This is a genomic window from Roseivivax halodurans JCM 10272 (genome assembly GCF_000521785.1).
GTDB lineage: Bacteria > Pseudomonadota > Alphaproteobacteria > Rhodobacterales > Rhodobacteraceae > Roseivivax > Roseivivax halodurans.
Genome location: NZ_JALZ01000002.1, coordinates 185,129 through 210,528 on the forward strand (window position 1 = coordinate 185,129; position 25,400 = coordinate 210,528).

At 66.6% G+C, this 25,400-nt stretch carries 23 protein-coding genes; 18 read left to right on the forward strand and 5 right to left on the reverse strand.

Annotated elements, in window-relative coordinates; genetic code table 11:
* Positions 1 to 50: 50 nt before the first annotated feature.
* The 5 genes from OCH239_RS03260 (at position 51) to OCH239_RS03280 (ending at position 7,738) form a co-directional block, all read left to right on the forward strand.
* Positions 51 to 1,010 (forward strand): carbon-nitrogen hydrolase family protein, encoded by a 960-nt coding sequence (locus OCH239_RS03260; protein WP_084782088.1) that lies wholly within the window; start codon positions 51 to 53, stop codon positions 1,008 to 1,010.
* 60 nt (positions 1,011 to 1,070) lie between these two features.
* A complete protein-coding gene (locus tag OCH239_RS03265) occupies positions 1,071 to 3,815 on the forward strand; it encodes an aminotransferase class I/II-fold pyridoxal phosphate-dependent enzyme (protein ID WP_037258646.1) in 2,745 nt (914 codons plus the stop codon).
* Between the two features lie 22 nt (positions 3,816 to 3,837).
* Complete coding sequence (locus OCH239_RS03270; protein WP_037258648.1) at positions 3,838 to 5,295, forward strand: biotin carboxylase; 1,458 nt, start codon at positions 3,838 to 3,840, stop codon at positions 5,293 to 5,295.
* Positions 5,296 to 5,347: 52 nt separating this feature from the next.
* Positions 5,348 to 6,334: a C45 family autoproteolytic acyltransferase/hydrolase gene (locus OCH239_RS03275; RefSeq protein WP_037258650.1), complete on the forward strand. Its 987-nt coding sequence runs from the start codon at positions 5,348 to 5,350 to the stop codon at positions 6,332 to 6,334.
* Positions 6,335 to 6,412: 78 nt separating this feature from the next.
* Positions 6,413 to 7,738: an aspartate aminotransferase family protein gene (locus OCH239_RS03280; RefSeq protein WP_037258651.1), complete on the forward strand. Its 1,326-nt coding sequence runs from the start codon at positions 6,413 to 6,415 to the stop codon at positions 7,736 to 7,738.
* Between the two features lie 6 nt (positions 7,739 to 7,744).
* Here the strand turns inward: OCH239_RS03280 and OCH239_RS03285 are convergent, their stop codons facing one another.
* Together OCH239_RS03285 and metF are read right to left on the reverse strand one after the other, a co-directional pair.
* On the reverse strand, positions 7,745 to 8,728 hold the full coding sequence (locus tag OCH239_RS03285; RefSeq protein ID WP_037258653.1) for a type I glyceraldehyde-3-phosphate dehydrogenase: 984 nt from the start codon (positions 8,726 to 8,728) through the stop codon (positions 7,745 to 7,747).
* Between the two features lie 158 nt (positions 8,729 to 8,886).
* A complete protein-coding gene (gene metF, locus OCH239_RS03290) occupies positions 8,887 to 9,753 on the reverse strand; it encodes a methylenetetrahydrofolate reductase [NAD(P)H] (RefSeq protein ID WP_037258655.1) in 867 nt (288 codons plus the stop codon).
* 99 nt (positions 9,754 to 9,852) lie between these two features.
* On the opposite strand from metF, the gene OCH239_RS03295 reads away from it, so the two are divergent.
* Positions 9,853 to 10,758 (forward strand): LysR family transcriptional regulator, encoded by a 906-nt coding sequence (locus tag OCH239_RS03295; protein WP_037258657.1) that lies wholly within the window; start codon positions 9,853 to 9,855, stop codon positions 10,756 to 10,758.
* A gap of 78 nt (positions 10,759 to 10,836) precedes the next feature.
* Here OCH239_RS03295 and OCH239_RS03300 read toward each other — a convergent pair whose 3' ends face one another.
* Positions 10,837 to 11,043 (reverse strand): cold-shock protein, encoded by a 207-nt coding sequence (locus OCH239_RS03300; RefSeq protein ID WP_037258659.1) that lies wholly within the window; start codon positions 11,041 to 11,043, stop codon positions 10,837 to 10,839.
* A gap of 224 nt (positions 11,044 to 11,267) precedes the next feature.
* Here OCH239_RS03300 and OCH239_RS03305 point away from each other — a divergent pair, with 224 nt between their 5' ends.
* Positions 11,268 to 11,582, forward strand: coding sequence for an ArsC/Spx/MgsR family protein (locus tag OCH239_RS03305; RefSeq protein WP_037258661.1), 315 nt, complete (start codon positions 11,268 to 11,270; stop codon positions 11,580 to 11,582).
* Positions 11,583 to 11,693: 111 nt separating this feature from the next.
* Here OCH239_RS03305 and thrS read toward each other — a convergent pair whose 3' ends face one another.
* Positions 11,694 to 13,673: a threonine--tRNA ligase gene (thrS, locus tag OCH239_RS03310; RefSeq protein ID WP_037258664.1), complete on the reverse strand. Its 1,980-nt coding sequence runs from the start codon at positions 13,671 to 13,673 to the stop codon at positions 11,694 to 11,696.
* Positions 13,674 to 13,807: 134 nt separating this feature from the next.
* Here thrS and OCH239_RS03315 point away from each other — a divergent pair, with 134 nt between their 5' ends.
* Positions 13,808 to 15,073, forward strand: a complete 1,266-nt coding sequence (locus OCH239_RS03315; protein ID WP_037258667.1) for an MFS transporter — start codon at positions 13,808 to 13,810, stop codon at positions 15,071 to 15,073.
* Positions 15,074 to 15,193: 120 nt separating this feature from the next.
* On the opposite strand, the gene OCH239_RS03320 is transcribed toward OCH239_RS03315, so the two are convergent.
* Entirely contained in the window at positions 15,194 to 15,946 is a 753-nt protein-coding gene (locus tag OCH239_RS03320; RefSeq protein ID WP_037258670.1) for an ArsR/SmtB family transcription factor, read from the reverse strand.
* A 158-nt stretch (positions 15,947 to 16,104) separates the two neighbouring features.
* Between OCH239_RS03320 and OCH239_RS03325 the strand changes: the two genes are divergently transcribed.
* The 10 genes from OCH239_RS03325 (at position 16,105) to murB (ending at position 25,398) form a co-directional block, all read left to right on the forward strand.
* Positions 16,105 to 16,845 carry an alpha/beta hydrolase gene (locus tag OCH239_RS03325; RefSeq protein ID WP_037258673.1) on the forward strand — a complete coding sequence of 247 codons (741 nt, stop codon included), beginning with the start codon at positions 16,105 to 16,107 and terminating at the stop codon, positions 16,843 to 16,845.
* Positions 16,842 to 17,435, forward strand: coding sequence for a histidine phosphatase family protein (locus tag OCH239_RS03330; protein ID WP_037258676.1), 594 nt, complete (start codon positions 16,842 to 16,844; stop codon positions 17,433 to 17,435). The genes OCH239_RS03325 and OCH239_RS03330 overlap by 4 nt, the downstream gene beginning before the upstream one ends.
* Entirely contained in the window at positions 17,432 to 18,430 is a 999-nt protein-coding gene (locus OCH239_RS03335) for an alpha/beta hydrolase (RefSeq protein ID WP_162149975.1), read from the forward strand. The genes OCH239_RS03330 and OCH239_RS03335 overlap by 4 nt, the downstream gene beginning before the upstream one ends.
* A 57-nt stretch (positions 18,431 to 18,487) precedes the next feature.
* The gene (locus OCH239_RS03340) at positions 18,488 to 19,444 is read left to right on the forward strand and encodes a nuclear transport factor 2 family protein (protein WP_051489215.1); all 957 of its coding nucleotides are present in this window, start codon (positions 18,488 to 18,490) and stop codon (positions 19,442 to 19,444) included.
* Between the two features lie 103 nt (positions 19,445 to 19,547).
* Positions 19,548 to 20,075 carry a redoxin domain-containing protein gene (locus tag OCH239_RS03345; RefSeq protein ID WP_037258679.1) on the forward strand — a complete coding sequence of 176 codons (528 nt, stop codon included), beginning with the start codon at positions 19,548 to 19,550 and terminating at the stop codon, positions 20,073 to 20,075.
* A 209-nt stretch (positions 20,076 to 20,284) separates the two neighbouring features.
* On the forward strand, positions 20,285 to 21,451 hold the full coding sequence (gene ftsW, locus OCH239_RS03350) for a putative lipid II flippase FtsW (protein ID WP_037258682.1): 1,167 nt from the start codon (positions 20,285 to 20,287) through the stop codon (positions 21,449 to 21,451).
* 43 nt (positions 21,452 to 21,494) lie between these two features.
* On the forward strand, positions 21,495 to 22,607 hold the full coding sequence (locus tag OCH239_RS03355) for a UDP-N-acetylglucosamine--N-acetylmuramyl-(pentapeptide) pyrophosphoryl-undecaprenol N-acetylglucosamine transferase (protein ID WP_037258685.1): 1,113 nt from the start codon (positions 21,495 to 21,497) through the stop codon (positions 22,605 to 22,607).
* A complete protein-coding gene (gene murC / locus OCH239_RS03360) occupies positions 22,604 to 24,007 on the forward strand; it encodes a UDP-N-acetylmuramate--L-alanine ligase (RefSeq protein WP_037258688.1) in 1,404 nt (467 codons plus the stop codon). The genes OCH239_RS03355 and murC overlap by 4 nt, the downstream gene beginning before the upstream one ends.
* 112 nt (positions 24,008 to 24,119) lie before the next feature.
* On the forward strand, positions 24,120 to 24,374 hold the full coding sequence (locus OCH239_RS03365; RefSeq protein WP_037258691.1) for a DUF2484 family protein: 255 nt from the start codon (positions 24,120 to 24,122) through the stop codon (positions 24,372 to 24,374).
* A gap of 88 nt (positions 24,375 to 24,462) precedes the next feature.
* On the forward strand, positions 24,463 to 25,398 hold the full coding sequence (murB, locus tag OCH239_RS03370) for a UDP-N-acetylmuramate dehydrogenase (RefSeq protein ID WP_037258694.1): 936 nt from the start codon (positions 24,463 to 24,465) through the stop codon (positions 25,396 to 25,398).
* The last annotated feature ends 2 nt before the right edge of the window (positions 25,399 to 25,400 follow it).

Here is a 25,400-nt window from a genome sequence, read left to right on the forward strand (position 1 = left end):
CCATGCGGGCCATCCGGGCCCGGTGGACGACGCACCAGGAGCTTACCACCATGACCCCGTTCGCCATTGCCGGCATCCAGCAATACGTGAACCCGCTTCAATCGAATGTCGACGGCATGATCCATCGGCTCGACGTCTGCCTCGCGCGGTTCCCCTGGACCCAGATGGTCCTCTTTTCCGAGCTGGCCCCCTATGGCCCGCTGCCGAAATACGCGCTTCCCCCCGAGAACGAGACCATCGAGAAGTTCCAGGCCGCTGCGTTGCGCAACCGCGTCTGGCTGATCCCGGGCTCGATGTTCCTCAAGGACGAGACGGGCGCGATGCGCAACACCGCCGTCGTGATCAATCCCGATGGCGAGGTCGTCGCCCGTTATTCCAAGATGTTCCCGTTCCGGCCCTACGAGAAGGGCGTGACCGAGGGGACCGAGTTCTGCGTCTTCGACGTGCCCGAGGTGGGCCGCTTCGGCCTCTCGATCTGCTACGACATCTGGTTCCCGGAAACCACGCGCCAGCTGACGTCGATGGGCGCGGAAGTGCTGCTTCATCCGGTCCTGACCGGAACGACCGACCGCGACGCGGAGCTTGCCATCGCGCGAGCGACGGCAGCGCAGTTCCAGTGCTACGTCTTCGACGTGAACGGTCTCGGGGCCGGGGGCGTGGGCAAGTCCTGCGTCGTCGATCCGTCCTCGACCGTGCTGCACCAATCGGCGGGGCAGGAGGACATGTTCCCCATCGAGGTCGATCTCGACGTGGTGCGCCGCCAACGCGAGACCGGCCTCAAGGGCCTCGGTCAGGTGCTGAAATCGTTCCGCGACCGCGGGACCGACTTCCCGGTCTACGACCGGATGTCGGGCTCCGACGCCTTCCTCCATACGCTCGGCGCGCTCGAGATGCCGGGGCAAGGGTCGACCGCGGGGCTGCGCGTCGATGTCGAAGCCGAAGCCGAGGCTCAGCAGCCGAACGGCGTTTACACGGCCCCTCACGCAGACGGTGTGACGGGAACGCATTAAGGACGACGGAACGGGCCAGATTGCCGTTCCGCCGCCCGCAAGACGGGAAGGAGGGGCATGATGGAGTCCGTCAACGAGTACTACTCCGCGATCCAGCTTCGCGCGGACCGGTGGTCGGCGCTGCGCGAAGCGACCGGGGCGCTGACCCGGGGCGGCAACGAGCGCCAGATGCTCAAGCTCCGCGAGCGGGTTCAGGCGCTGCTCGATTCGCTGTCGGTCATCGAGCCCTACTGGGCCTTTCCCGGCATGGGCGCGTTCGAGCATCTCCGCCGCCTGTTCGAGCACCATCATTATGACGATCTGTCCTATTCGGTTCACCGGGTCCTCAGGGCGCTGACGACCGGGGCCTATCGCCGCCGCCGCATCCCGCTCGACCGAGACGCGATGGAGCCGGACGAGAACGACGACGAGGCGATGCTCTCGCCCGAGGCGCGCGCTCTCTCGAAGCCCTATTTCGAGGTGCTGATCGTCGATCAGGTCAACGAGCATCAGGAGCGCTGGCTGAAATCCAACGTGGAGCGGATGCGCCGACCCGAGGATCCGTTCCTCTACGAAAGCGTCGTGGTGCCGAGCCTCGAGGATGCGCTGATGGCGATCCTCTTCAACCACAACATCCAGGCGATCGTGGTCCGGCCCGGCCTCACGCTGCGGTCGAAGTTCAACATGCCGCTTCTCAAGCGGTATCTCGCCGGGGCCGGCAGCCCGCGCGACCTCGATGACCTCGATCCGCACGATTACGGCGTCGAGCTCTGCCGGCTCGTGGCCGAGGTGCGCCCCGAGCTCGACGCCTATCTCGTCACCGACCGCTCGGTCGAGGACATTGCCGGGCTCGATCTCGGCATCTGCCGCCGCGTCTTCTACAATCAGGAAGACTTCATGGAGCTGCACCTCAACATCATCCGGGGGGTGCAGGCGCGCTACAAGACGCCCTTCTTCACTGCGCTGACGGAGTATTCCAAACAGCCGACCGGCGTCTTCCACGCCATGCCGATCAGCCGGGGCAAGTCGATCACCCGCTCCCACTGGATCCAGGACATGGGCGCGTTCTACGGGCCGAACATCTTCCTCGCCGAGACCTCAGCAACCTCGGGCGGCCTCGACTCGCTGCTCGAGCCGCATGGGCCGATCAAGCGGGCGCAGGAACTTGCGGCGCGGGCCTTCGGGTCCAAGCAGACGTTCTTCGCCACGAATGGCACTTCGACCTGCAACAAGATCGTGGTGCAGGCGCTGATCCGGCCCGGCGACATCGTCCTCGTCGACCGCGACTGCCACAAGTCACACCATTACGGGATGGTACTCGCCGGAGCGCAGGTGAGCTATCTCGACAGCTATCCGCTCGACGAATACTCCATGTACGGCGCGGTGCCGATCCGCGAGATCAAGCATCGCCTGCTGGACCTGAAGGCCGCCGGCAAGCTCGACCGGGTGCGGATGCTTCTGCTCACCAACTGCACCTTCGACGGCATCGTCTACAACGTCGAGCGCATCATGGAAGAGTGCCTGGCGATCAAGCCGGATCTCATCTTCCTCTGGGACGAGGCGTGGTTCGCCTTCGCCCGGTTCAACCCGACCTATCGGCACCGGACGGCGATGAGCACGGCCAACACGCTGCGCCAGCGGTTCCGCACGGACGCGCACGCCAAGGCCTACGAGGCGCAGCAGCACGCGCTTGCGGACGCGGATGACGAGACGCTTCTGAACACCCGCCTCGTGCCGCCCCCGAACGCGCGGGTACGAGTCTACGCGACGCAATCGACGCACAAGACCCTGACGGCGCTGCGGCAGGGTTCGATGATCCACGTCAACGACCAGGACTTCAAAGGCGAGGTCGAGCAGAGCTTTCACGAAGCCTACATGACTCACACCTCGACCTCGCCGAACTATCAGATCATCGCCTCGCTCGATGTCGGTCGGCGCCAGGTGGAGCTCGAGGGCTTCGAATTCGTGCAGCGCCAGATCGAGGCGGCGATGGCGATGCGCAAGGCCATCGGCACGCATCCCCTGCTTCAGAAGTACTTCAAGGTTCTGACCGCGGCGGACATGATCCCCGAGGCCTACCGGGAAAGCGGCGTGAGCGCCTATTACTCGACCGATCAGGGCTGGGCCGAGATCTGGGAAGCGTGGGAGCATGACGAATTCGTGCTCGACGCGACCCGCGTAACGCTCGCCGTCGGCGGTACCGGCTGGGACGGCGACACGTTCAAGACCCGCATCCTGATGGATCGCTACGGCATCCAGATCAACAAGACCTCGCGCAACACCGTCCTCTTCATGACGAATATCGGCACGACGCGCTCCTCGGTCGCCTATCTGATCGAGGTCCTGGTCGAGATCGCCAAGGAGCTCGACGATCTGATCGACGACGCCTCGCGCATGGAGAAGATGGGCTTCGAGCGCCGCGTCCAGCAGCTCATGGAGGACCTGCCGCCGCTGCCCGATTTCTCGCGCTTCCACGATGCCTTCCGGCACGATCCCGAAACGCCCGAGGGGGACATCCGGGCGGCCTTCTTCCTCGCCTACGGGGAGGAGAATTGCGACTACCTCGAGCTCGACGGCAGCCTCAAGGCGGCGATGGAGAGCGGGCAGGAGGTGGTCTCCGCCTCCTTCATCATCCCCTATCCGCCGGGCTTTCCGATCCTCGTGCCCGGTCAGGTGATCTCGAACGAGATCCTGGATTTCATGCGGGCGCTCGACGTCAACGAGATCCACGGATACCGGCCCGATCTGGGCCTGCGCGTCTTCACGCCGGACGCGCTTGAACGACACGCCGGGACAGGTCTGTCCCAGGCGCGGGCGGCCGAATAAACGTCAGGGAGAGCGACAGAGCATGGCCAAGGAACTGAAGAACATCTCGGAAATCCGGCGGTTCTTTCACCGCAACGAGGAGCCGATCTACTTCGTCTCGGCAACCAACTTCAATCTTCTCGGGATCGATGAATGGGCCAAGAACTTCAAGTACATCTGCTACATCGACTGCTATGACGGCCGGCACCCGAACGTCTTCTGTCCGTCAGAACAGCCCCATGCCGAGTTCCAGTCGATCGAGGACATCAACAACTACCTGTTGAGCCACAAGGAGGTCATCGACCTCATCAAGCGCCGCGGCGGCAAGCCGCGCTTCGTCTTCCTGATGTTCGACGAGGAGACCGAGCGGCTGGCCAAGGAACTCGGCGGCGAGGTCTGGTTCCCCAAGGCGAGCCTGCGCCAGAACATGGACAACAAGATCGAGACCGTGCGGATCGGCAACAAGGCTGGCGTTCCGTCGGTGCCCAACACGTTGTCCGAGGTGAAGAATTACGAGCACCTCAAGCAGATCTGCAAGGAGCACGACCTCGGCAACGATCTGGTGCTGCAGTCGGCCTTTGGCGATTCCGGCCACACCACGTATTTCGTGAAGTCCGAGGCCGATTTCCGGCAATGCGAGAGCGGGATCGTCGGCGAGGGCGAGATCAAGATCATGAAGCGGATCGATTGCCGCGGCTCCGCAATCGAGGCCTGCGCGACCAAGGAGGGGACCATCGTCGGACCTCTCATGACCGAGCTCGTGGGCTTCAAGGAGCTGACGCCCTATCGCGGCGGCTGGTGCGGCAACGAGATCCTGTCGACGGCCTTTCCGCCGGACGTCCGCAACAAGGCGCGGGACCTGACCTTCAAGTTCGGCGAGCAGCTCCGCAAGGAAGGCTATCGCGGCTATTTCGAGCTCGACTTCCTGATCGACAAGAAGACCAACGAGCTCTGGCTCGGAGAGCTCAATCCGAGGATCACCGGTGCCTCGTCGATGACCAACCACGCGGCCTTCGCCCATGCCGACGCGCCGCTCTTCCTCTTCCACCTGCTCGAGTTCTCGCGCAAGAAATTCGACCTCGACGTGGACGAGCTCAACGCACGCTGGGCGGATCCCGAGAACATCGACTCGTGGAGCCAGATGGTCATCAAGCACACCGAGGACAACGTCGACATCTGCACCGCGGCGCCCGAGACCGGCATCTACAGGATGCTCGATGACGGCCGGGTGGTGTTCGACCGTTTCGACTATCACCGCCGTGCGGTCGAGAGCGAAAACGAGGCGTTCTTCCTGAGGGTCATCCGCCCCGGGGATTACCGTTACGAAGGCGCCGATCTCGGCATCCTCGTCACGAGGGGACGCTCGATGACCAAGAGCTTCAAGCTGAACGAGCGCGCCTCGAAATGGATTCACGGCATCAAGAGCCAGGTCGAGGGCAAGCCGCTGCCGGTGGCGCAGGCGGGACCCGCTCTCGCCGATCCCGCGTTCAAGATGATCTGAAACGTGGCGGCCCGGGCTCTCCGGTCCGGGCCGCCTCTCTGCAAGGAGCGGCATGGCTCTCTGGCGCGCGATCTCCGAGGACGAGCCTGGACAGAAATGGGCTGCGCTCTTCCACGAATACTGGCCGAACTACCGCGCCTGGTGGTTGCGGGAGGGAGAAACCGCGCGTCCCACTTACGTCGAGAGCCGCCGCGCGCTCCAGACCCATATGCCGGAGATCGTGCCGCTCTGGGAGGAGATCTGCGAGCTTGCGGGGGGCGGCGATCAAGCGGCGCGATTCCTGTCCTTCCACACCCCGCCGCCGTATCTTGCGGACTGCAGTCAGGCGATCTGGCCGGGTCGCGAGCCGGTCATGGTGCGGAACTACGATTACGACAGCCGCGCCTTCGACAGCCTGATCCTGCGCACGAAGTGGCAGGGCCGTGGCGTGATCGGTGTCTCGGACGGCCTTTTCGGTGTGGTCGACGGGGTAAACGACGCTGGGCTCGCGGTGTCGCTGACCTTCGGCGGACGGCGGGTCGTCGGCACCGGCTTCGGCGTGCCGATCATCCTGCGCTACGTGCTCCAGACCTGCGAGACGGCGGAGGAGGCCGGAGAGGCTCTCGCCCGCATTCCGACCCATATGAGCTACAACGTCACCGTTCTCGACCGGAAGCGGCGTTACCTGACGGCGATGATGGCGCCGGACCGGCCCGCCATCGTGACCCATGCCGCGGTGGCGACGAACCATCAGGAACATGTCGAATGGGTGAGCCACGCCCGCTTCACCGCCACGGTCGAACGCGAGCGCTTCCTGCTTCAGCGCCTGACGCTTCACCGCGATCCGGAAGAGAAGTTCATCGGGGCGTTCCTCAAGCCGCCGCTCTACTCGACCGCCTTCGCGCACGGGTTCGGCACGCTCTACACGGCGGTCTACAGGCCCCGGAAGCGCGAGATGGAGGTGCGCTGGCCCGGAACGACCTGGGTGCAGCGCATCGACCGTTTCGAGGAAGGCGTCCGCTACGTCGACGTGCCCGGAGCGACGCCCGCGCAGGTCTAGTCCGCCTCCCGGCGCCGCTATTCTCACCTCCCCACGCATCGCATAGGCTGAGGCCAATGCATCAGCCGAGGCCCCAAGATGACCCACGTCTTTCCCCGACACACCGCCAAGCAGCCCCCGATCGCCGCCGGCGGCGAGGGCTGCTATCTCTTCGATGCGGACGGGAAGCGCTATCTCGATGCCTCCGGCGGAGCGGCGGTCTCGTGCCTCGGTCACGGGGACCGCGAGGTGATCGACGCGATCAAGGGGCAGCTCGACCGGCTCGCCTTTGCCCATACCGGGTTCTTCACCTCGGAGCCGGCAGAGAAGCTGGCCGATCTTCTGATCGAGAACGCGCCCGAGGGCCTCGACCGGGTCTACCTCGTCTCCGGCGGGTCCGAGGCGACGGAGGCGGCGATCAAGCTTGCCCGCCAGTACTTCGTGGAGAAGGGAGAGCCGGGTCGCGGTCGCCTGATCGCGCGCAGGCAGAGCTATCACGGCAACACGATCGGCGCGCTCTCGGCGGGCGGAAACGAATGGCGCCGCAGGCAGTTCGGCCCGCTGCTGCTCGACGTGAGTCATATCGATCCCTGCTACGAATACCGTCTGCGCGCCGACGACGAGGGTCCGGAAGAGTACGGCCGCCGTGCCGCCGATGCATTGGAAGAGGAGCTTCTGCGCGTCGGGCCCGAAACCGTCATGGCCTTCATGGCCGAACCGGTGGTCGGGGCGACGGCGGGTGCGGTCCCGCCCGCGCCGGGCTACTTCAAGTGGATCCGCGAGATCTGCGACACATACGGCATCCTGCTGATCCTCGACGAGGTGATGTGCGGCATGGGCCGGACAGGGACGCTTTTTGCCTGCGAGCAGGACGGCGTCGCCCCGGACATCCTCTGCATCGCCAAGGGGCTTGGCGCGGGGTATCAGCCCATCGGCGCGATGCTCTGCTCCGGCAGGATCTACGCGGCGATCGAGGAGGGGTCGGGCTTCTTCCAGCACGGCCACACCTATATCGGCCATCCGACCGCCGCCGCTGCGGGGCACGCGGTGGTCTCGGCGATCCTGAACCGGGGCCTTGTCGGGCGCTGCGCAGAGCAGGGCGACAAGCTGCGGGCCGCGCTCGAAGACCGCTTCGGGCAGCACGCTCATGTGGGCGACATCCGCGGACGGGGGCTCTTCCTCGGGCTCGAGCTCGTGTCCGACAGGGGAACCAAGGCGCCGTTCGATCCCGAGCGCAGGATCGCGGCCCGGATCAAGTCCGCCGCCTTCGACGCAGGGCTGATCTGCTATCCGATGTCCGGCACGATCGACGGCAAGCTCGGAGACCACGTCCTTCTCGCGCCGCCCTTCATCATCGAGGATGCGCAGATCGGGGAACTCGTGGACAAGCTCGAGACCGCCATCGACGGCGCCCTCGCGGAGTGAGTCGGATCAGCGCGCCGCCATGCGCCGCGCCATGTCGATCATCCGCGCCGAGAAGCCCCACTCGTTGTCGTACCAGCCGAAGACGCGGAGCTGCCGGTCGCCCGTCCGCAGCGTCTCGGGCAGGGCGATCACGAGGCTCTCGGGCCGCGCGCGCTGATCGGTCGAGACGGTCGGATCGCGCGTCACCCCGAGCACCGGCGAGGCTTCCGCAAGTCCCGCGAGCCAGGCCCGGGGATCGTCCGGAAGGTCGCGCTCGAAGGTGAGGACGGCGTCGATCGCCGACACGCTGATGACGGGAACGCGCACCGCTGCGCCGCTGATGCGGCCGGCAAGCTCCGGCAGGATCGTTCCGACGAGCCGCGTCGCGCTCGACGTGGTCGGCACCATCGACACTGCCGCCGCGCGGCTGCGGGCCGGATCGCCCCGCGGCGCGTCGACCGTCGGCTGGCTGCCGGTGTAGCAATGGATCGTCGTCATGTGCCCGTGGGCAATGGGGTTGGCGCGGTCGAGCGCCTTCAGGAGCGGCGCCAGGGCGTTGGTGGTGCAGGAGGCGTTCGACACGATCCGCGCCTGCCCGAGGCGCTCCTCGTTTGCGCCGAGGACCAGCGTCTCCTCCGCGTCGTCGCAAGGGCCGGAGATGAGCACGTTCGCGGCGCCCGCGTCGAGCCCTCTTTGCGCCTGCGCGCGCGTGTGGATGGTCCCGGTGCAATCCATGACGACGTCCACGCCCTCGAGCGGCAGCCGTCCGAGATCGCGTTCCGACAGGACCGTCACGCGCTGCCCGTCGATCTCGAGCGCATCGTCCGAGGCCGTCACCTCACCCGGATAGGGGCCGAACACGCTGTCGTAGCGAAAGAGATAGGCGCAGGTGTCAAGCGGCGCGATGTCGTTGACGAAGGCGACTTCGATATCCGACGCATCGCGCAGGCTCAGCACCTGCCGCAGGACCGTCCGCCCGATCCGCCCGAAGCCGTTGATCGCAATACGCATGACAGTCTCCGCCTGTTGATCCGGCGCGACGCTCACCGGTTTTGAAGCGGCGTGCAAGCGGTCAGCACCCGATCGCGCGCCTTCTTCTTGACGGAAATATCCCGGGGAGCGCGAGGGGCCGGCCCCTCGCTTGCGCGGCGGTCAGGAGCCCCGCTCCTTCAGGCGACGTTCTCGAGCCGCGTTTCGGGAGTCACGCCGATCGCATGGCAGACGTCGCGCGTCAGCTCGGGCTTGTTCAGCGTGTAGAAGTGCAGCTTGTCGACGCCGCCCTCGATCAGATCCGAGCAGAGTTCGGTGCAGAGGGAGGTCGCCAGAAGGTCGCTCCGTCCGTCACGCTCCGCGGTCTCGAATGCGTCGATGACCCATTGGGGGATCTTCGTGCCGCAGGCCTCGGCGAAGCGCCGCGCGCCCTTCCAGTTCTCGACCGGGAAGATGCCCGGAACGATGGGCTTGTCGATCCCCGCCTTCTCGCAGGCGTCGCGGAAGCGGAAGAACGTCTCGGCCTCGAAGAAGAACTGGGTGAGCGCCTCGTCGGCGCCGGCGTCGAACTTGCGCTTGAGGTAGTCGACGTCGTCCTGCTGCGTTCCCGCATTGGGATGCACGTCGGGATAGGCGCCGACACGGATGGTGAAGTCGCGCTCGGCCTTCAGCCCCTCGATGAGCTCGCAGCTGTCCTGGAAGCCGCCATCGGTCGGGGTGAAGCGATCCTCGCCCTTCGGCGGATCGCCCCGGAGCGCCACGATATCGCGCACGCCGACGTCCCAGAACCCGCGCGCGATCTCGAGCGTCTCCTCGCGGGTGGCGTTCACGCAGGTGAGATGCGCCGCCGTACGAAGCCCCGATTGCTTGTGGATCGCCTTGACCGCATCGCGCGTCAGCTCGCGGGTGGTGCCGCCGGCGCCGTAGGTCACGGAGACAAATCGCGGACCGAGCGGCGACAGCGTCTGGACCGTGTCCCAGAGCCGGAACGAGGCTTCCAGAGACTTCGGCGGGAAGAACTCGAGCGAAATGTCGGGGCGCGGCATGCGGGCAGACTCCCTGCGTTAGGTTTCGCACCTTGTCTCATGCCGTTCGTCGTGAGACAAACTCATAAATCTCAAGACCAATATGAGGCTGTCTCAAGGATGCACATCGAATTCCGGCATCTTCGGACGATCAAGGCGATCCACGAGATGGGCGGCGTCGCCCGCGCGGCCGACAGTCTCAACATCACGCAAAGCGCGCTCAGCCACCAGATCAAGGGGCTGGAAGACCAGGCCGGCGTCGAGCTCTTCGTGCGGCGCTCGAAACCTATGCGCCTCTCGCCGGCGGGGCTCAAGCTTCTCAAGCTCGCCGATCAGGTCCTGCCGCAGGTGGAGGCGCTGGCCGCGGAATTCGAGGGTCTGCGCAAGGGCTCTTCGGGACGGATGCACATCGCGATCGAGTGCCACGCCTGTTTCGAATGGCTCTTTCCGGTGCTCGAGGCGTTCCGGAAGGTCTGGCCGGACGTGGATGTCGACATCAAGCCGGGCCTCGCCTTCGACGCTCTTCCGGCATTGCTGAAGGAGGATGTCGATCTCGTAGTGTCCTCGGATCCCGAGGACCTCGCCGGCGTCGAGTTCACGCCGCTCTTCGATTACGAGCCGGTCTTCGTCGCGGCCTCGACGCATCCTCTCGCGCAGAAGGGCTGGATCGACGCGGAGGATTTCCGTGGCGAGACCCTCATCACCTATCCGGTCGAGCGCTCGCGGCTGGACGTGTTCAGCCAGCTCCTGACCCCGGCCAAGGTCGAGCCCGCTTCGGTCCGTCAGGCGGAACTCACCGCGGTGATCCTGCTTCTCGTGGCGTCGAACCGCGGCGTCGCCGTCCTGCCGGACTGGGTGGTGCGCGAGGTGAAGTACAACAGCGATTACGTGACCCGCCCGCTGACGCGGGGCGGGATCACGCGGCGACTCTTTGCGGCAACCCGCAGCGCCGATGCGGGCAAGCCCTTCGTGGGCGACCTGATCGCGCTGGCACAGCAGGAAGCAAAGAGAATGCAGGCCGCCTGAGACGGGATTCGGACAACCCGCCCGAGGAATGGGCCCCGGATCGCGCCAGAGCCACCCTTGCCGTGCGAAGGTGCGGGATCAGAGCGTCTTGAGGTCCGAGGCCATCATGCGGCCGTCCCGGCCCTCCTTGAGTTCGTAGCTGATCTTCTGGTTGTCGGCGAGGCCGGTCAATCCCGACCTCTCGACCGCAGAGATGTGAACGAACACGTCCTTGCCGCCATCCTCGGGGGCGATGAACCCGTAGCCTTTGGTGGTGTTGAACCATTTCACGGTGCCGCTCGGCATGTCCCGTGTCTCCTTTGTCGTCGTATTGCATCACGCCGTGGCGCGGTGGTTGCGTGACAGCCAACCCGGTACAAAACAGATGACGAGGACATGGACCCTTTTTGGCCCGGGTTCATTAAAGTCACATTCAAACGATTACACGCCCATTGTAAAAAGCAAGAGAAAGCATGCGGACGCGGCTGTCCGTCACGCCGGAACTTCGATCGAACGACAAAGGAAGAAGCATGATCATCTACGGGATCAAGGCGTGCGACACCTGCCGGACAGCGCGCAAGGCGCTGCCTGATGCGCAGTTCGTGGACGTGCGCGAGGACGGTCTGCCGCAGGAGGTGCGCGATCTGGCGCTCGAGACCTACGGGCCCCAGCTCCTCAACACGCGCTCGACGACGTGGCGCGGTCTTTCCGAAGAGGAGCGGGAGCGTCCGCCCGCTGAGCTTCTCGCCGATCACCCGGCGCTGATGAAGCGGCCGCTGATCGACGACGGCGGCGCCCTGTATCTCGGCTGGAGCGACGGTGTTCGCAAGGAACTCGGACTCTAGCCCGGATCACGGCCGGAACCGCCGGTCAGGCAGGCTGCGCTCAGGGCAGGTCCGAGGCACGGCAGCGAAAAGCCCCGGCCGTAACCGGGGCTTTCAGCATGAGCCGCGAGCTCATCTGAGGTCGGGCGGCGTCGCCTCGGAGTGGAGCGAGGTCACGATCTCGTAGAGCGGGGAGACGGAGGTCTGCTTTTCCCCGAGGCGGCGGACGGTGACGGTGCGCTCCTCGACCTCGCGGTGCCCGACGGCGAGGATCACCGGCACCTTGCCGACCGAATGCTCGCGGACCTTGTAGTTGATTTTCTCGTTGCGGGTATCGGCCTCGGCGCGCACGCCCGCGGCCTCGAGCGCCGCGACCACCTCGCGGACGTAATCGTCCGCCTCGGACACGATCGAGGCGACGACCACCTGCCGAGGCGCGAGCCAGAACGGGAACCTGCCCGAATGCTCCTCGATCAGGATGCCGATGAAGCGCTCGAAGGAGCCGAGGCAGGCGCGGTGGAGCATGAAGGGCCGCTTCTTGTCGCCGCTCGCGTCGATATAGGTCGCGTCGAGCCGCTCGGGCAGGTTCGGATCCACCTGGAAGGTGCCGCACTGCCAGACCCGGCCGATCGCATCGGTGAGGTAGAAGTCGAGCTTCGGCCCGTAAAACGCGCCGTCCCCGGGTTCGAGCACGTAGTCGCGCCCTACGGCGTTGATCGCGTTCTCGAGGGCGCCCTCAACGTAGTCCCAGCTTTCCTCGGTCCCGACGCGCTTCTCGGGGCGCGTGGCGAAGCGGATCTCGAAATCCGGGAAGCCGAGGTCGCGGTAGACGCTCGCGAGGAAGTCGATGAATCGCGCGCATTCGTCCTGGATCTGGTCCTCGGTGCAGAAGATATGCGCGTCGTCCTGCGTGAAGCCGCGCACCCGCATGATCCCGTGCAGCGCACCCGAGGGCTCGAACCGCGCGCAGGAGCCGAATTCGGCGAGGCGCAGCGGCAGGTCGCGGTAGGACTTGAGGCCCTGGTTGAAAACCTGGACGTGACAGGGGCAGTTCATCGGCTTCAGCGCGTTGATCCGCGTCTGCTCCTTGTTCTTGGCGGAGGCGTCGTCGGTCTCCCCGTCGCGGGACTCGTCGACCTCGACCACGAACATGTGGTGCTGGTACTTGTCCCAGTGCCCCGAGGCTTCCCAAAGCTTGCGGTCGACCACCTGCGGCGTGTTGATCTCGCGGTAGCCGCCGATGCGCTGCTTGCGGCGCATGTAGTCCTGAAGCTGCGTATAGACCGTCCAGCCGTTCGGGTGCCAGAAAACCTGCCCCGGCGCTTCTTCCTGCATGTGGAAGAGGTCCATCTCGCGCCCCAAACGGCGATGGTCGCGCTTGGCGGCTTCCTCGAGGAAGGTGAGGTGCGCCTTCAGCGCCTTGCGGTCCTTGAACGCGACGCCCTGGATGCGCTGGAGCATCGGGCGCTTGGTGTCGCCGAACCAGTAGGCGCCCGAGACGCCCATCAGCTTGAAAGCGTCCGCCGGAAGCTGACCGGTGTGCTGCAGGTGCGGGCCGCGGCAGAGGTCCTGCCAGTCGCCGTGCCAGTACATCCGAATCGGCGCGTCGTCGGGGATGCGATCGATGAGCTCGATCTTGTATGGCTCGCCGGTCTCCTCGTAATGCGCGATTGCGCGGTCCCGGTCCCAGACCTCGGTCTTCACCGGATCGCGCGCCTCGATGATCTCCTTCATCTTGGACTCGATCTCGCCGAGATCTTCGGGGGTGAAGGGTTCGGACCGGTCGAAATCGTAGAACCAGCCTTTCTCGGTCACCGGGCCGATGGTGACCTTGGTATCGGGCCAGATCGCCTGCACGGCGCGAGCCATGACGTGCGCGAAGTCGTGGCGGATCAGCTCCAGCGCCTGCGCCTCGTCCTGCATGGTGTGGATCTCGATGCGCGCGTCGCTCTCGATCGGCCACTGGAGGTCCCAGTGAGTGCCGTCCACGGAGGCCGAGATGGCCTTCTTGCCGAGCGAGGTCGAGATCGCCTCGGCGACCTCGGCCGGCGTGGTGCCGGCAGGGAACTCGCGCGCGTTGCCATCGGGGAAGGTCAGGGAAATCTGGCTCATCGGCCATGCTCCTCGTCGGTTTGGCGCCCACGGAACGCCCGGTTGCGGGTTATGTCGTCCGCGCTATGTCCCTCGCGGCGCTTGAGGTGTCAACCCGCGGCGCATCCCAGGCTGACACCCCAGGAGAAGAGCGAATGGCCACGGTGAGCGACAGCGAGGTACGGGACGTCTACGGCACCCTGACCGACGACGACGGAGAGGCGAGTGCCCGCGAGGCCCGCAACGGGCTGAGGCACATGATCTCGCTCTCGGTCCAGAAGGTCGCGGATGGGCTGATCGAGCCGAAGCTCGTGCTGGCCTGGCTGATGAACGCCCTCGGAGCTCCGGCGGTGCTCGTCTCGCTGCTGGTGCCGATCCGCGAGGCGGGGGCGCTCCTGCCGCAGATCCTGCTCGCCGGGTTCGTCGAGGCGCGGGCCATCCGCAAATGGGTCTGGGTCGCCGGCTGCGCGGTGCAGGGCCTCGGCGCGGCGGGGATCGCGCTTTCTGCGCTCTTCTTCGAGGGCTGGGTGGCGGGCGTTGCGATCTGCCTCTCGCTCGCCGTGCTCGCGCTTGCCCGCGCCGCCTGTTCGGTGAGCTACAAGGACATCCTCGGCAAGACGGTCGGCAAGACCCGCCGCGGCTCGGTCAAGGGCGTGGCGGGCTCGGCATCCTCGGCGGCGGTGCTGGTCTTCGCGCTCCTGCTGATCTCGGGCCTGCTGCAGGACAGAGGGCCGCTGATCGCCGCCGTGGCGCTGGCGGCGGGGCTCTGGATCGCTGCCGCGGCGATATTCTCGACGCTCGAGGAGCAGCGCTCCGAGCCGCAGGAGCGGGCGGCGCTCGATCTGACGCCCCTGCGCGAAGACGCCCAGTTCCGCCGCTTCATCGCGGCGCGGGGCGCGCTGACGGCAACCGCGCTCGCGCCCCCCTATCTCGTCCTGCTTTCCGGAGGCGATGGCGCGCTGCAGCAGCTCGGCGCGCTTCTTCTCGCGTCCGCCGCGGCAGCCTTCGTGTCGTCCTATGTCTGGGGGCGGCTGTCCGACCGCTCCTCGCGCAAGGTGCTGATCCTCTCGGGGCTCTCGGGTTCCGTCGCCATGGCGGCGGCGGTGATCGCCGGCGCCTTGGGTTGGACCGAAGGGCTGATCGTCTCGCCCCTCATCCTCTTCGTGATGCAGATCGCCTATCAGGGCGTGCGTGTGGGGCGCTCGACCTACCTCGTCGATATGGCGCCGAAGGACAGTCGCTCGACCTATTCCGCCATCGCGAACACCTCGATCGGCGTGCTTCTGATCGCCGCCGGAGCCTTCGGCGGCGCGCTTAGCGTCGGCGGCGCGCTCTGGGCCCTCGCCGGCTTTGCGATATTGTCGGCCATCGGTGCCGTGATCGCACTCGGACTGAAGGAGGTCGAGCGCAGCGCCGATTGACGACGGCTCCGCAGGTCGGCTGCCGCCCCGCAAGGGGCGACGGTGCCGGATCTGGAGAGGCCTTGGCAGGTCACGGCACCCCGGGCAGGCGCAGCGAAGTTCGCGCCGACCCGGGATGTATCAGCCAGCCATCGCGGGCTCGAAATTCAGCGCCTTACCGGTCTCCATGTAGGATTTCAGCCCGGCGGCCCAGCGGCTCCAGCCGTCATGCACGCCCTGTCCGGGAACGACCGGGAAGGTCAGTTCGTAATGCTCGACGGTGAGGCGGCATTGCTCGCCCTGCGGATCGATCAGGAACACGGTCCGCGAGGCCTTTGGGGCGTCGGGCCCGGCAATCTGGAAGGTGGATTCGATGCGCCGGTGTTTCTCGGTTGCTATGGTCCGCGCCGAGAGCAGGACATCCCCCTCGCCGTTGTGGTAATGGAGTGTGTCGCCGTCCAGATCCACCTTCCGCGCGAAGAAGTGGTATTCTTCCATCTTCGCGGGATCGGTCAGCGCCTGCCACAGCGCCTCGGGGGTGCAGCGGATGAAGGTGGACATCACGAAATCGGGCTTGTCGGTCATGGTCTCGGTCTCCAGTTGCGCCTTGAGCGCGCTGAGTTTCTCGGTCTGCGGCTGCAGGAACGGATGCACCCAGCGGTCCACCAGTTCCTGCAGGGGCAGGGGGTTGAGGTAGTGATGCTTGAACCGGCCGCGCCGTGCGGTGGTCACGAGATGGGCGTCCTCGAGCACCTTGAGATGCTTCATCACTCCGAACCGGCTCATCTCGAGCTGCTCTTCCAGTTCGGTCAGCGTCTGTCCGTCCCTCGCGCGGAGGCTGTCCATCAGCGCGCGGCGGGCAGGGTCGTTGAGGGCTTTGAAGATTGCGTCCATGAAGGCCTTATACGTGATTCCATAGTCACGTGACAATATGGTAACGTCATGGGGGTGGCGTCCGGCTCGGCCGTGTTTGTGTCAGGTCTAAGAGGGTCTGCGCCGGGGCTGGTCTTCGCACAGGCGAGCGGGCAGGGTGCGGGTAAAACGGAGGCGACATGAGCGAGATATCCATCCTGGAGGGGCCCGGCGGGCGTCGGCTCGCCTATGCCAACACCGATGGGGAAGGCCCGTGCATCGTCTTCCTCTCCGGGTACAAGTCGGACATGGAAGGCACCAAGGCGGTGCATCTCGAAGCCTGGGCGCGGAGCCGTGGGCGCGCCTTCCTGCGGCTCGATTATTCCGGCCACGGGCAATCGGGCGGCGTCTTCGAAGAAGGCGCGATCGGCGACTGGGCCGAGGATGCCGCGGCGGTGATCGAGGCCGCCACGGAGGGGCCGGTGGTGCTCGTCGGCTCGTCTATGGGGGGCTGGATCGCCTGCATCCTGACCCGGCGGCTCTCCCGGGTCGCAGGATTCGTTGGGATCGCCGCTGCGCCGGATTTCACCGAGGACAGCTTCTGGGCCGGCTTCTCCGACGAGCAGCGGCGCCAGGTGATGGAGGAGGGCAGTCATGCGATGCCATCCGATTACGGGGATCCCTACATCGTCACCCGGCGCCTGATCGAGGACGGCCGCGATCACCTCGTGCTGCGCACGCCGCTTCCGATGCCCTTCCCCGTCCGCCTCGTGCAGGGGACCGAGGACGAGGCGGTGGCGGGCGACGTGCCGCTGCGCCTTCTCTCCCATATCGGCGGAGACGATGTGCGCCTGATGCTGGTCAAGGGCGCCGACCACAGGTTCTCGACCCCCGAATGCCTGTCGCTCATCGAGCGCATGATCGAGGAGGTCTCACCGTGAGGTCGCTTTATTTCCTGACCCATGCGGAGGTCGAGATCGATCCGTCGGTGCCGGTGTCCGACTGGCCCCTGTCGGAGCGCGGTCGCGCCAGGCATGCCGCGCTTTCGCCCAAGCTGCGGGGGGTGACGGGGATCTATTGCAGTTCCGAGCGGAAGGCCTGGGATGGCGCGGAGATCCTGAGCGCGGCGCTGCGGATCGCGCCCCGGATCATCGAGACGCTCGGCGAGAACGACCGCTCCGCCACAGGTTACCTGCCGCGGGAGGAGTTCGAGCGGAACGCCGACGCATTCTTTTCCCGGCCGGACGAGAGCGTCCGCGGATGGGAGACGGCGCGGGCGGCGCAGACCCGGATCGTCGCTGCGATCGACGGGATCGTCGTGACGGATCGCAGCGACGGCGACATCGTCGTGGTGAGCCATGGCGGCGTCGGTGCGCTCCTCTGTGCGGCGCTCGGCGGTCATGACATCGACCGCAAGTACAACCAGCCGGCGGGTGGGGGCGGCCACGTGATGACCGTCGCCTTGCCGGGCATGGCCACGGATTGCCGCTGGGTGCCGTTCGAGACGTTCAGGTCCGAGGCCGCGGCGTGATCCTGGTCCTGCGCTGGCTGGCTCGGATCTTTCTCGTCGCGCTGCTGGCGGTCGCCGCGACCTGGGCTTTCGGGCCGCGCGAATCGCGGGAGTTGGGGGCAGGCTTCGATACCGCCGCCCTCGGCGAGGATCTCGACGAATGGCTGGCCGGGCAGGAGGCGCGCTTCGACGACATCGTTCCCGGCACCGAGAAGCGGATCGTCTGGGCCGGTGCGCCCGGGCAGGCGACGGACTGGGCGTTGATCTACGTGCACGGGTTCTCGGCGTCGTCCGAAGAGGTGCGGCCTCTCCCCGACAACGTGGCCGAGGCTCTGGGCGCGAATCTCTATTACACGCGGCTCGCGGGGCACGGCCGCGACGGCGCCGCGATGGCGGAGCCGGAACTCGCCGACTGGATGGCGGATATGGGCGAGGCCATGGCGATCGGGCGGCGCATCGGAAACCGCGTTCTGGTGATCTCGACCTCGACGGGAGGTACCCTCTCGACCCTGATGGCGGCCGATCCCGAAATGTCGGATGGACTCGCGGGTCTTGCGTTGATCTCGCCCAATTATCTCGTCGCCAATTCCGCGGCCCGGATGCTCACCTGGCCCGGTGCGGAATGGTGGGTGCCGCTCGTGGTCGGTCGCGAGCGCGGCTTCACACCGGTGAACGCGGCACATGCGCGCTACTGGACCGAGCGCTACCCGACGGTGGCGGTGCTGCCGATGGCCGCGTCGGTGGCCGAGGTCCGGGACATCGATTACGCGTCGCTCGAAACTCCCGCGCTCTTCATCTTCTCGCCGGACGATCGGGTCGTCGATGCTGGCGCGATACGGCATGTCGCCGATGCCTGGGGCGGCCCCGCGGAGACCGAGATCGTCCGGCCGGGCCCCGGTACGGATCCCTCGAGCCATGTCCTCGCCGGCGAGATCCTGTCGCCCGCGCTCACGGAGCCGATCACCGAGCGCATCGTGCACTGGGTGGGGACATTGCCCTCGTCCGGTCGGCGTTAATCGCGCCTTAAGCCGCGCCTCGTTAACCAAGGTGGCAACGACTGGCGGGAGGCGCGCGTGAAGGACACGGTCGAGGAGCCCTTGGAGCAAAGACCGGGCGACGTGGCGGAGGCGATCTGGCGGCGCGCGGATTTCGCCCGGCCGGTGGAGCGGCATCTCGAGCCCAACGTCGTCCTGCGCGCGCCGGAAACGATCCGGCAGGGGCGCGTTGCGGTCGCGACGGAGGCGCTGGGGCTTCTCGCGGCGTTTCCGGATCAGGTCTGGCATCCGGAAGACGCGCTCGTGTGGACGTCGCGCGCCACACGGCTCGTGGCCGAGCGGCGGGTGGTGACGGCGCGGCATGCCGGCGGGGGGCTCTTCGGCGACGCGACCGGGCGCGCAGTGAGCTTCCGGGTGCTGAGCGAAACCGCGATGCGCGAGGGGCGGCTGGTGGAGATCTGGCGGGTGTCCGACCGCGCTGCGATCGTCTCGCAGCTCGGACTTTCGCCAGAGCGCTGGGCCGAGGCCGTTCTCGCCGGGCGTAATTCCGGCGAAGACCCCTTCGTGCCGTCTCCGGACGTGCCTGCGGTCTATACCGGGCGGGGGGAGACGGACGGGTGGGGTGCGACCTGGGCCGACCTCGTCGAGCGCGCGATGGAGGGCGCTTTCGGTCTCATCGACGCGCAATACGCCCGCGGCGCGGAACTCTGCCATCCCGGCAGTTCACCGGTCTACGGCGCGGCGGCGGCGCGCACCTTCTGGCTGGGTCTGCGCGCAGCATTTCCCTCAGCGCGATTCGAGGTGCAGCACGCATTCGGGCTCGAGGCCCCGCTGATGCCGCCCCGGGCCGCCTTGCGCTGGTCGCTGACCGGCAGCCACGATGGCTGGGGCGCGTTCGGTGCGCCGACCGGGGCGGACGTGCATGTCATGGGCCTCAGCCAAGCCGAGTTCGGCCCCGAGGGGGTCCGCCGGGAATGGACGCTCTTCGATCCTGGGGCCGTCTGGATGCAGATCCTTCTCGGTGGCAAGGGCTGACGACACGATTTCCTGTGCGCTCACGACCGGGTCATGTTCGGGAACGGAGGCGCCGCGGCAGAGCGTTCGCCGGGTGACCGAAACAGAAGCCAGAGAGGCCCCCATGGCATCCATCGCACCGGATCAACCGTTCCCCGAACTGACGCTGCCGCGACTGGGCGGCGGCGAGCTTGCCCTCGGCACTCCGTCCGAGGGTTACGATTGGCAGTTCGTCGTGGTCTATCGCGGCCTGCACTGCCCGATCTGCAAGGATTACCTCCGCCAGATCGAGACTCTGAAATCGCGATACCACGAGCTCGGCGTCGAGATCGTCGCGGTCTCTGCCGATCCCGAGGAGAAGGCGCAGGCCTTCGTCGACGAGACCGGGATTTCCATTCCGGTGGCCTACGATCTCTCCATCGAAGACATGCACCGGCTGGGACTTTTCGTGTCGGACCCCAGATCGCCGGAGGAAACCGACCGGCCGTTTGCCGAGCCCGGGCACTTCGTCATCAACGAGCACGGAAAGCTCCAGATCGTCGAGATCGCCAACGCGCCCTTCGTGCGGCCCGACCTGCAGCGCCTCGCCGACGGCATCGAATTCGTGCGCGAGAAGGGCTATCCGGTGCGCGGCACCCGCATGGCCGCCTGATCACGGACGTCCCGAAGAAATCCGCCCCGGCGCTTTCCCCGGCGGGGCGGTTATCGGTCCCGCGCCATGCAAGAGTTTGCATTCGTAGATTGAAAGGACACAACCCGCCGTTTTGTCTGGCGGGCACCGCGACATTTCGCTAGACTGTTGCTCAATTGACCCGGCCAACCGGGCACGCAGGCAGACATTATCGAGATCGAGCAGGTCCCATGACGGAAATGGTATACGGCGCAGCCCCGGTGCAGGGCGGCGAACCTGTTCTGCCGAAATGGTGGCGGACAGTGGACAAGTGGACCTTGTCCTGCATTCTCATCCTTTTCGGGATCGGCATCCTGCTCGGTCTCGCGGCCTCGCCGCCGCTGGCCGAGCGAAACGGCCTTCACCCCTTCCACTACGTCCAGCGTCAGGCCTTTTTCGGGGGGCTCTCTCTCGTCGCGCTGTTCCTGACCTCGCTCATGTCGCCAACGGCAGTGCGGCGCATGGCGGTGATCGGCTTCCTCGGCGCCTTCGTCTCGCTGGCGCTGCTGCCCTTTCTCGGCACCGATTTCGGCAAGGGTGCCGTGCGCTGGTATTCCCTCGGCTTCGCCTCGGTGCAGCCCTCGGAATTCCTCAAGCCCACCTTCGTCATCGTGGCCGCGTGGCTGATGGCCGCGAGCCAGGAGATCGGTGGCCCCCCCGGCAAGACATGGTCCTTTGCCCTCTGTCTCTCGATCGTCGCGATGCTCGCTTTGCAGCCCGATTTCGGACAGGCGGCGCTCACCCTCTTCGGCTGGGGGGTGATGTGGTTCGTCGCGGGCGCGCCCATGCTCCTGCTGATCGGCATGGCCGGGGCGGTCGTGCTCGTCGGGACCTTCGCCTACGACAATTCCGAACACTTCGCGCGCCGCATCGACGGCTTCCTGAGCCCGGAGGTCGACCCCAACACGCAGCTCGGCTTTGCCACGAACGCGATCCAGGAAGGCGGCTTCTTCGGGGTCGGCGTCGGCGAGGGGCAGGTGAAGTGGTCGCTGCCCGACGCCCATACCGACTTCATCATCGCCGTCGCGGCCGAGGAATACGGGCTGATCCTCGTCCTCTGCATCATCGCGCTCTATTCGGTGATCGTCGTGCGCTCTCTGATCCGCCTGATGCGCGAGCGCGATCCGTTCATCCGCCTCGCCGGGACGGGCCTTGCCTGCATGTTCGGCGTGCAGGCGATGATCAACATGGGTGTCGCGGTGCGGCTTCTTCCGGCCAAGGGCATGACACTGCCTTTCGTGAGCTACGGCGGCTCGTCGCTGATCGCGGGCGGCATCGCCGTGGGCATGCTGCTGGCCTTTACACGCACGCGGCCGCAGGGCGAGATTGGCGACATCCTTCGCGGCCGGATCCGCTGAACCGAACAAACGAGAAGCGGGGCGAACCCGCTGGGGCACGAGAATGGCTGAACGCGACCGACAGAACCTGATCGTCATGGCGGCGGGCGGCACCGGCGGGCACATGTTTCCCGCGCAGGCGCTGGCCGAGGTGCTGCTGGCGCGCGGCTGGCGGGTGAAGCTTTCGACCGACGCGCGGGGCGCGCGCTACACCGCCGGCTTCTCCGACGAGGTCGAGATCGAGGAGGTCGCCTCGGCGACCTTCGCGCGCGGCGGGCTTCTGGCGAAGGCGGGCGTGCCGTTCAGGATCGGCGGGGGCGTCCTGTCGATGGCCGCGAGGATGCGGCGCGACCGGCCGGATGCCGTCATCGGCTTCGGCGGCTATCCCTCGATCCCGGCACTCGGCGCGGCGACATTGCTGAAACTGCCGCGCATGATCCACGAGCAGAACGGCATCCTCGGCCGGGTGAACGAGATCTTCGCCAAACGCGTCGACGCCGTCGCCTGCGGAACCTGGCCGACAAAGCTGCCCGAGGGCGTCGAGGGCATCCACACCGGAAATCCGGTGCGCGGCGCGGTTCGCGAGCGCGCCGGTGCGGGCTACATCGTGCCGGGAAACTATCCGATGTCGATCCTCGTGATCGGCGGCAGTCAGGGCGCCCGGATCCTGTCGGACGTGGTGCCGCCCGCCATCGCCAATCTGCCGATGGAGCTGCTCCGGCATCTGCGCGTGAGCCATCAGGCCCGCGAGGAGGACCTCGATCGCGTTGCGGGATACTACGCCGAGAACGGCGTCGACGCCGACGTGCAACCGTTCTTCACGGACATTCCCGCGCGGATGAGCGAGGCCCAGCTGGTGATCTCGCGGTCCGGGGCGTCGTCGGTCGCGGATCTCTCGGTGATCGGCCGTCCGGCGATCCTCGTGCCTTTCGCCGCCGCCGCGGGCGATCACCAGACGCAGAATGCACGGCAGCTGACCGAGGCCGGGGCAGCCGTCCGCATGCCCGAATCAAAGCTCACGGTCGAGGCGATGACCGGGGCGATCGAAGCCGTCCTGCAGGATCCGGACGGCGCATTGCAGATGCACCAGGCCGCGCTGTCGGTCGGACGCCCCGATGCGGCCGAGGACCTCGCGGATCTCGTCGAAGAGCTGGCAGAGAAGGAAAAGAGCAAATGAACGCCGCCACCAAGCTTCCCACCGATGTGGGCCCCATCCATTTCGTCGGGATCGGCGGGATCGGCATGTCGGGGATCGCCGAGGTGCTCCTCAATCTCGGCTACAATGTTCAGGGCTCCGACCTGAAATCCTCCAAGATCACAGAGCGGCTTGAAGGCCTCGGCGCGCGGATCTTCGTCGGACAGAGCGCAGACAATCTTGAGGGCGCGGCTGTCATCGTCATCTCCTCGGCGATCAAGCCGGGCAACCCCGAGCTCGACGCCGCGCGCGCCAAGGGTCTGCCGGTGGTGCGCCGGGCCGAGATGCTGGCCGAGCTGATGCGCCTCAAGTCGAACGTCGCGGTCGCCGGAACGCACGGCAAGACCACCACGACGACGATGGTGGCGACGCTGCTCGACGCCGGCGACTTCGATCCTACGGTGGTGAACGGCGGCATCATCCACGCCTATGGCTCGAACGCCCGGATGGGGCAGGGCGAATGGATGGTGGTCGAGGCCGACGAGAGCGACGGCACCTTCAACCGCCTGCCAGCGACGGTCGCCATCGTGACCAACATCGATCCCGAGCACATGGACCATTGGGGCGATTTCGAGCGGCTCAAGCAGGGTTTCCACGAATTCGTGTCGAACATCCCGTTCTACGGCGTCGCGATCTGCTGCACCGACCACGATGAGGTGCAGCGGCTCGTCGGGCGGATCACCGACCGCAAGGTCGTCACCTACGGCTTCAACACCCAGGCCGACGTGCGCGCGGTGAACCTGCGCTACGAGAACGGCATCGCGCATTTCGACGTGGCGCTGCAGGCCGAAGGCAGCGTGATCGAGGGTTGCACCCTGCCGATGCCGGGCGACCACAACGTCTCGAACGCGCTTTCCGCGGTGGCGGTCGCGCGGCATCTCGGCATGAAGAAGCAGGAGATCCGCGACGCGCTTGCGAAGTTCGGCGGCGTGAACCGGCGATTCACCCGCGTCGGCGAGATCGACGGCGTGGCGATCATCGATGATTACGGCCATCACCCGGTGGAGATCTCGGCGGTGCTGAAAGCGGCTCGGCAGGCCTGCGAGGGCCGCGTCATCGCCGTGCACCAGCCGCACCGCTATTCGCGCCTGCATTCGCTCTTCGACGATTTCTGCGCCTGTTTCAACGACGCGGACGTGGTCGCCATCACCGAGGTCTATGCTGCGGGCGAGGACCCGATCGAGGGGGCGAGCCGCGACGATCTGGTGGCCGGCCTCATCCGACACGGCCATCGCCACGCCCGTGCTATCCGCGACGAGGACGAGCTCGAACGGCTGGTGCGCGAGCAGACGCGGCCCGGGGACATGGTCGTCTGCCTCGGGGCCGGAACGATCAGCAACTGGGCGCATGGACTGACCAAGCGTCTGGAAGAGGCGGCATGACCGCCTCGCGCTTACGGATGCCGCTGCGCCGGCATCACGCGCCAGGCCGGGTGCTGCCGATGACGTGTCACCTGTCCCACCGCCACCTCTGCCTCGCTCCGGAGATCCTGGAATGACCCTCTCTCTCGCTCTCGCAGTCTTCTGGGTGATCGCCGCGAACCTCGCCGCGACCGCCCCCACGTCTGACACCGCTTGGAGCCGCGCCGATCTGCTGATTGCCATCGGCATCCCGCTTGTCGGCTATCTCACGTTGCAGAACGGCCCATGGGTCGGGCTTCTGGCCCTTGCGGCAGGGATGAGCGTCCTGCGGTGGCCGATGCGGCGGCTCGTGCGTTGGCCCCGCCCGCAGGCCGGAACCGAGGCCTGAAACAAACTTCGCGCAAGCCCGCGGTGACACCGGGCCGGGTGACGACGGGGGCTTTACCGCGGGCGAGAGGACGGGCAGGAGAGCGGAGATGACCAAAGAGATGATCCTGCCCGACGTGCGCGGCCGCCTGACCGAAGGGCAGCCGCTGTCCGATCTCACCTGGCTTCGCGTGGGCGGACCCGCCGACTGGCTCTTCAAACCCGCCGATATCGATGATCTTTGCGCCTTCCTGCGCGAGCTTGACGAGAAGGCGCGGGTCTTTCCGATGGGTGTCGGATCGAACCTGATCGTCCGGGACGGCGGTCTGCGTGCCGTGGTGATCCGGCTCGGCCGCGGCTTCAACGGCATTGAGGCCGACGGCACGCGCGTCACAGTCGGCGCCGCCGCGCTCGACGCCCATGTCGCGAAGAAGGCGGCAGCGGCCGGCATCGACCTCACCTTCCTGCGGACGATCCCGGGCGCGATCGGCGGCGCGGTGCGGATGAACGCGGGCTGCTACGGCACCTATACCGCCGACGTCTTCGTCGAAGCCAAGGCGGTCACGCGCGCGGGCGAGCTGGTGACGCTGACCGCGGACGATCTCAACTTCCGGTACCGCGAGACCGACCTGCCCGAGGGCTGGGTGATCGTCGAGGCAACCCTCGAGGGCACGAAGGGCGATCCCGAGGAGCTCGAGTCGCGGATGGCCGACCAGCTTGCCAGGCGCGATGCAACGCAGCCCTCGAAGGAACGCACGGCGGGCTCCACCTTCCGCAATCCGGCCGGGTTCTCTTCGACCGGAGAGGCGGACGATGTGCACGATCTGAAGGCGTGGAAGGTCATCGACGACGCCGGCATGCGCGGCGCGCGGCGGGGCGGGGCGCAGATGTCGGAGAAGCATTCCAACTTCCTGGTGAATACCGGAGACGCGAGCGCCGCGGATCTCGAGGGTCTGGGCGAAGAAGTTCGAAAAAAGGTTTTTCAATCAAGCGGAATAACGCTAGATTGGGAAATCAAGAGGATCGGAGAACCGATCCCCGATTGAGG

Coding starts and splice junctions, on each gene's coding strand:
- murC (WP_037258688.1), top strand. CDS start 22,604: ATGAACGCCGCCACCAAGCTTCCCACCGATGTGGGCCCCATCCATTTC.
- OCH239_RS03295 (WP_037258657.1), top strand. CDS start 9,853: ATGCACATCGAATTCCGGCATCTTCGGACGATCAAGGCGATCCACGAG.
- OCH239_RS03280 (WP_037258651.1), top strand. CDS start 6,413: ATGACCCACGTCTTTCCCCGACACACCGCCAAGCAGCCCCCGATCGCC.
- OCH239_RS03365 (WP_037258691.1), top strand. CDS start 24,120: ATGACCCTCTCTCTCGCTCTCGCAGTCTTCTGGGTGATCGCCGCGAAC.
- OCH239_RS03315 (WP_037258667.1), top strand. CDS start 13,808: ATGGCCACGGTGAGCGACAGCGAGGTACGGGACGTCTACGGCACCCTG.
- OCH239_RS03320 (WP_037258670.1), bottom strand. CDS start 15,946: ATGGACGCAATCTTCAAAGCCCTCAACGACCCTGCCCGCCGCGCGCTG.
- murB (WP_037258694.1), top strand. CDS start 24,463: ATGACCAAAGAGATGATCCTGCCCGACGTGCGCGGCCGCCTGACCGAA.
- OCH239_RS03345 (WP_037258679.1), top strand. CDS start 19,548: ATGGCATCCATCGCACCGGATCAACCGTTCCCCGAACTGACGCTGCCG.
- OCH239_RS03285 (WP_037258653.1), bottom strand. CDS start 8,728: ATGCGTATTGCGATCAACGGCTTCGGGCGGATCGGGCGGACGGTCCTG.
- OCH239_RS03355 (WP_037258685.1), top strand. CDS start 21,495: ATGGCTGAACGCGACCGACAGAACCTGATCGTCATGGCGGCGGGCGGC.
- OCH239_RS03265 (WP_037258646.1), top strand. CDS start 1,071: ATGGAGTCCGTCAACGAGTACTACTCCGCGATCCAGCTTCGCGCGGAC.
- OCH239_RS03270 (WP_037258648.1), top strand. CDS start 3,838: ATGGCCAAGGAACTGAAGAACATCTCGGAAATCCGGCGGTTCTTTCAC.
- OCH239_RS03325 (WP_037258673.1), top strand. CDS start 16,105: ATGAGCGAGATATCCATCCTGGAGGGGCCCGGCGGGCGTCGGCTCGCC.
- OCH239_RS03300 (WP_037258659.1), bottom strand. CDS start 11,043: ATGCCGAGCGGCACCGTGAAATGGTTCAACACCACCAAAGGCTACGGG.
- OCH239_RS03275 (WP_037258650.1), top strand. CDS start 5,348: ATGGCTCTCTGGCGCGCGATCTCCGAGGACGAGCCTGGACAGAAATGG.
- metF (WP_037258655.1), bottom strand. CDS start 9,753: ATGCCGCGCCCCGACATTTCGCTCGAGTTCTTCCCGCCGAAGTCTCTG.
- OCH239_RS03305 (WP_037258661.1), top strand. CDS start 11,268: ATGATCATCTACGGGATCAAGGCGTGCGACACCTGCCGGACAGCGCGC.
- ftsW (WP_037258682.1), top strand. CDS start 20,285: ATGACGGAAATGGTATACGGCGCAGCCCCGGTGCAGGGCGGCGAACCT.
- OCH239_RS03260 (WP_084782088.1), top strand. CDS start 51: ATGACCCCGTTCGCCATTGCCGGCATCCAGCAATACGTGAACCCGCTT.
- thrS (WP_037258664.1), bottom strand. CDS start 13,673: ATGAGCCAGATTTCCCTGACCTTCCCCGATGGCAACGCGCGCGAGTTC.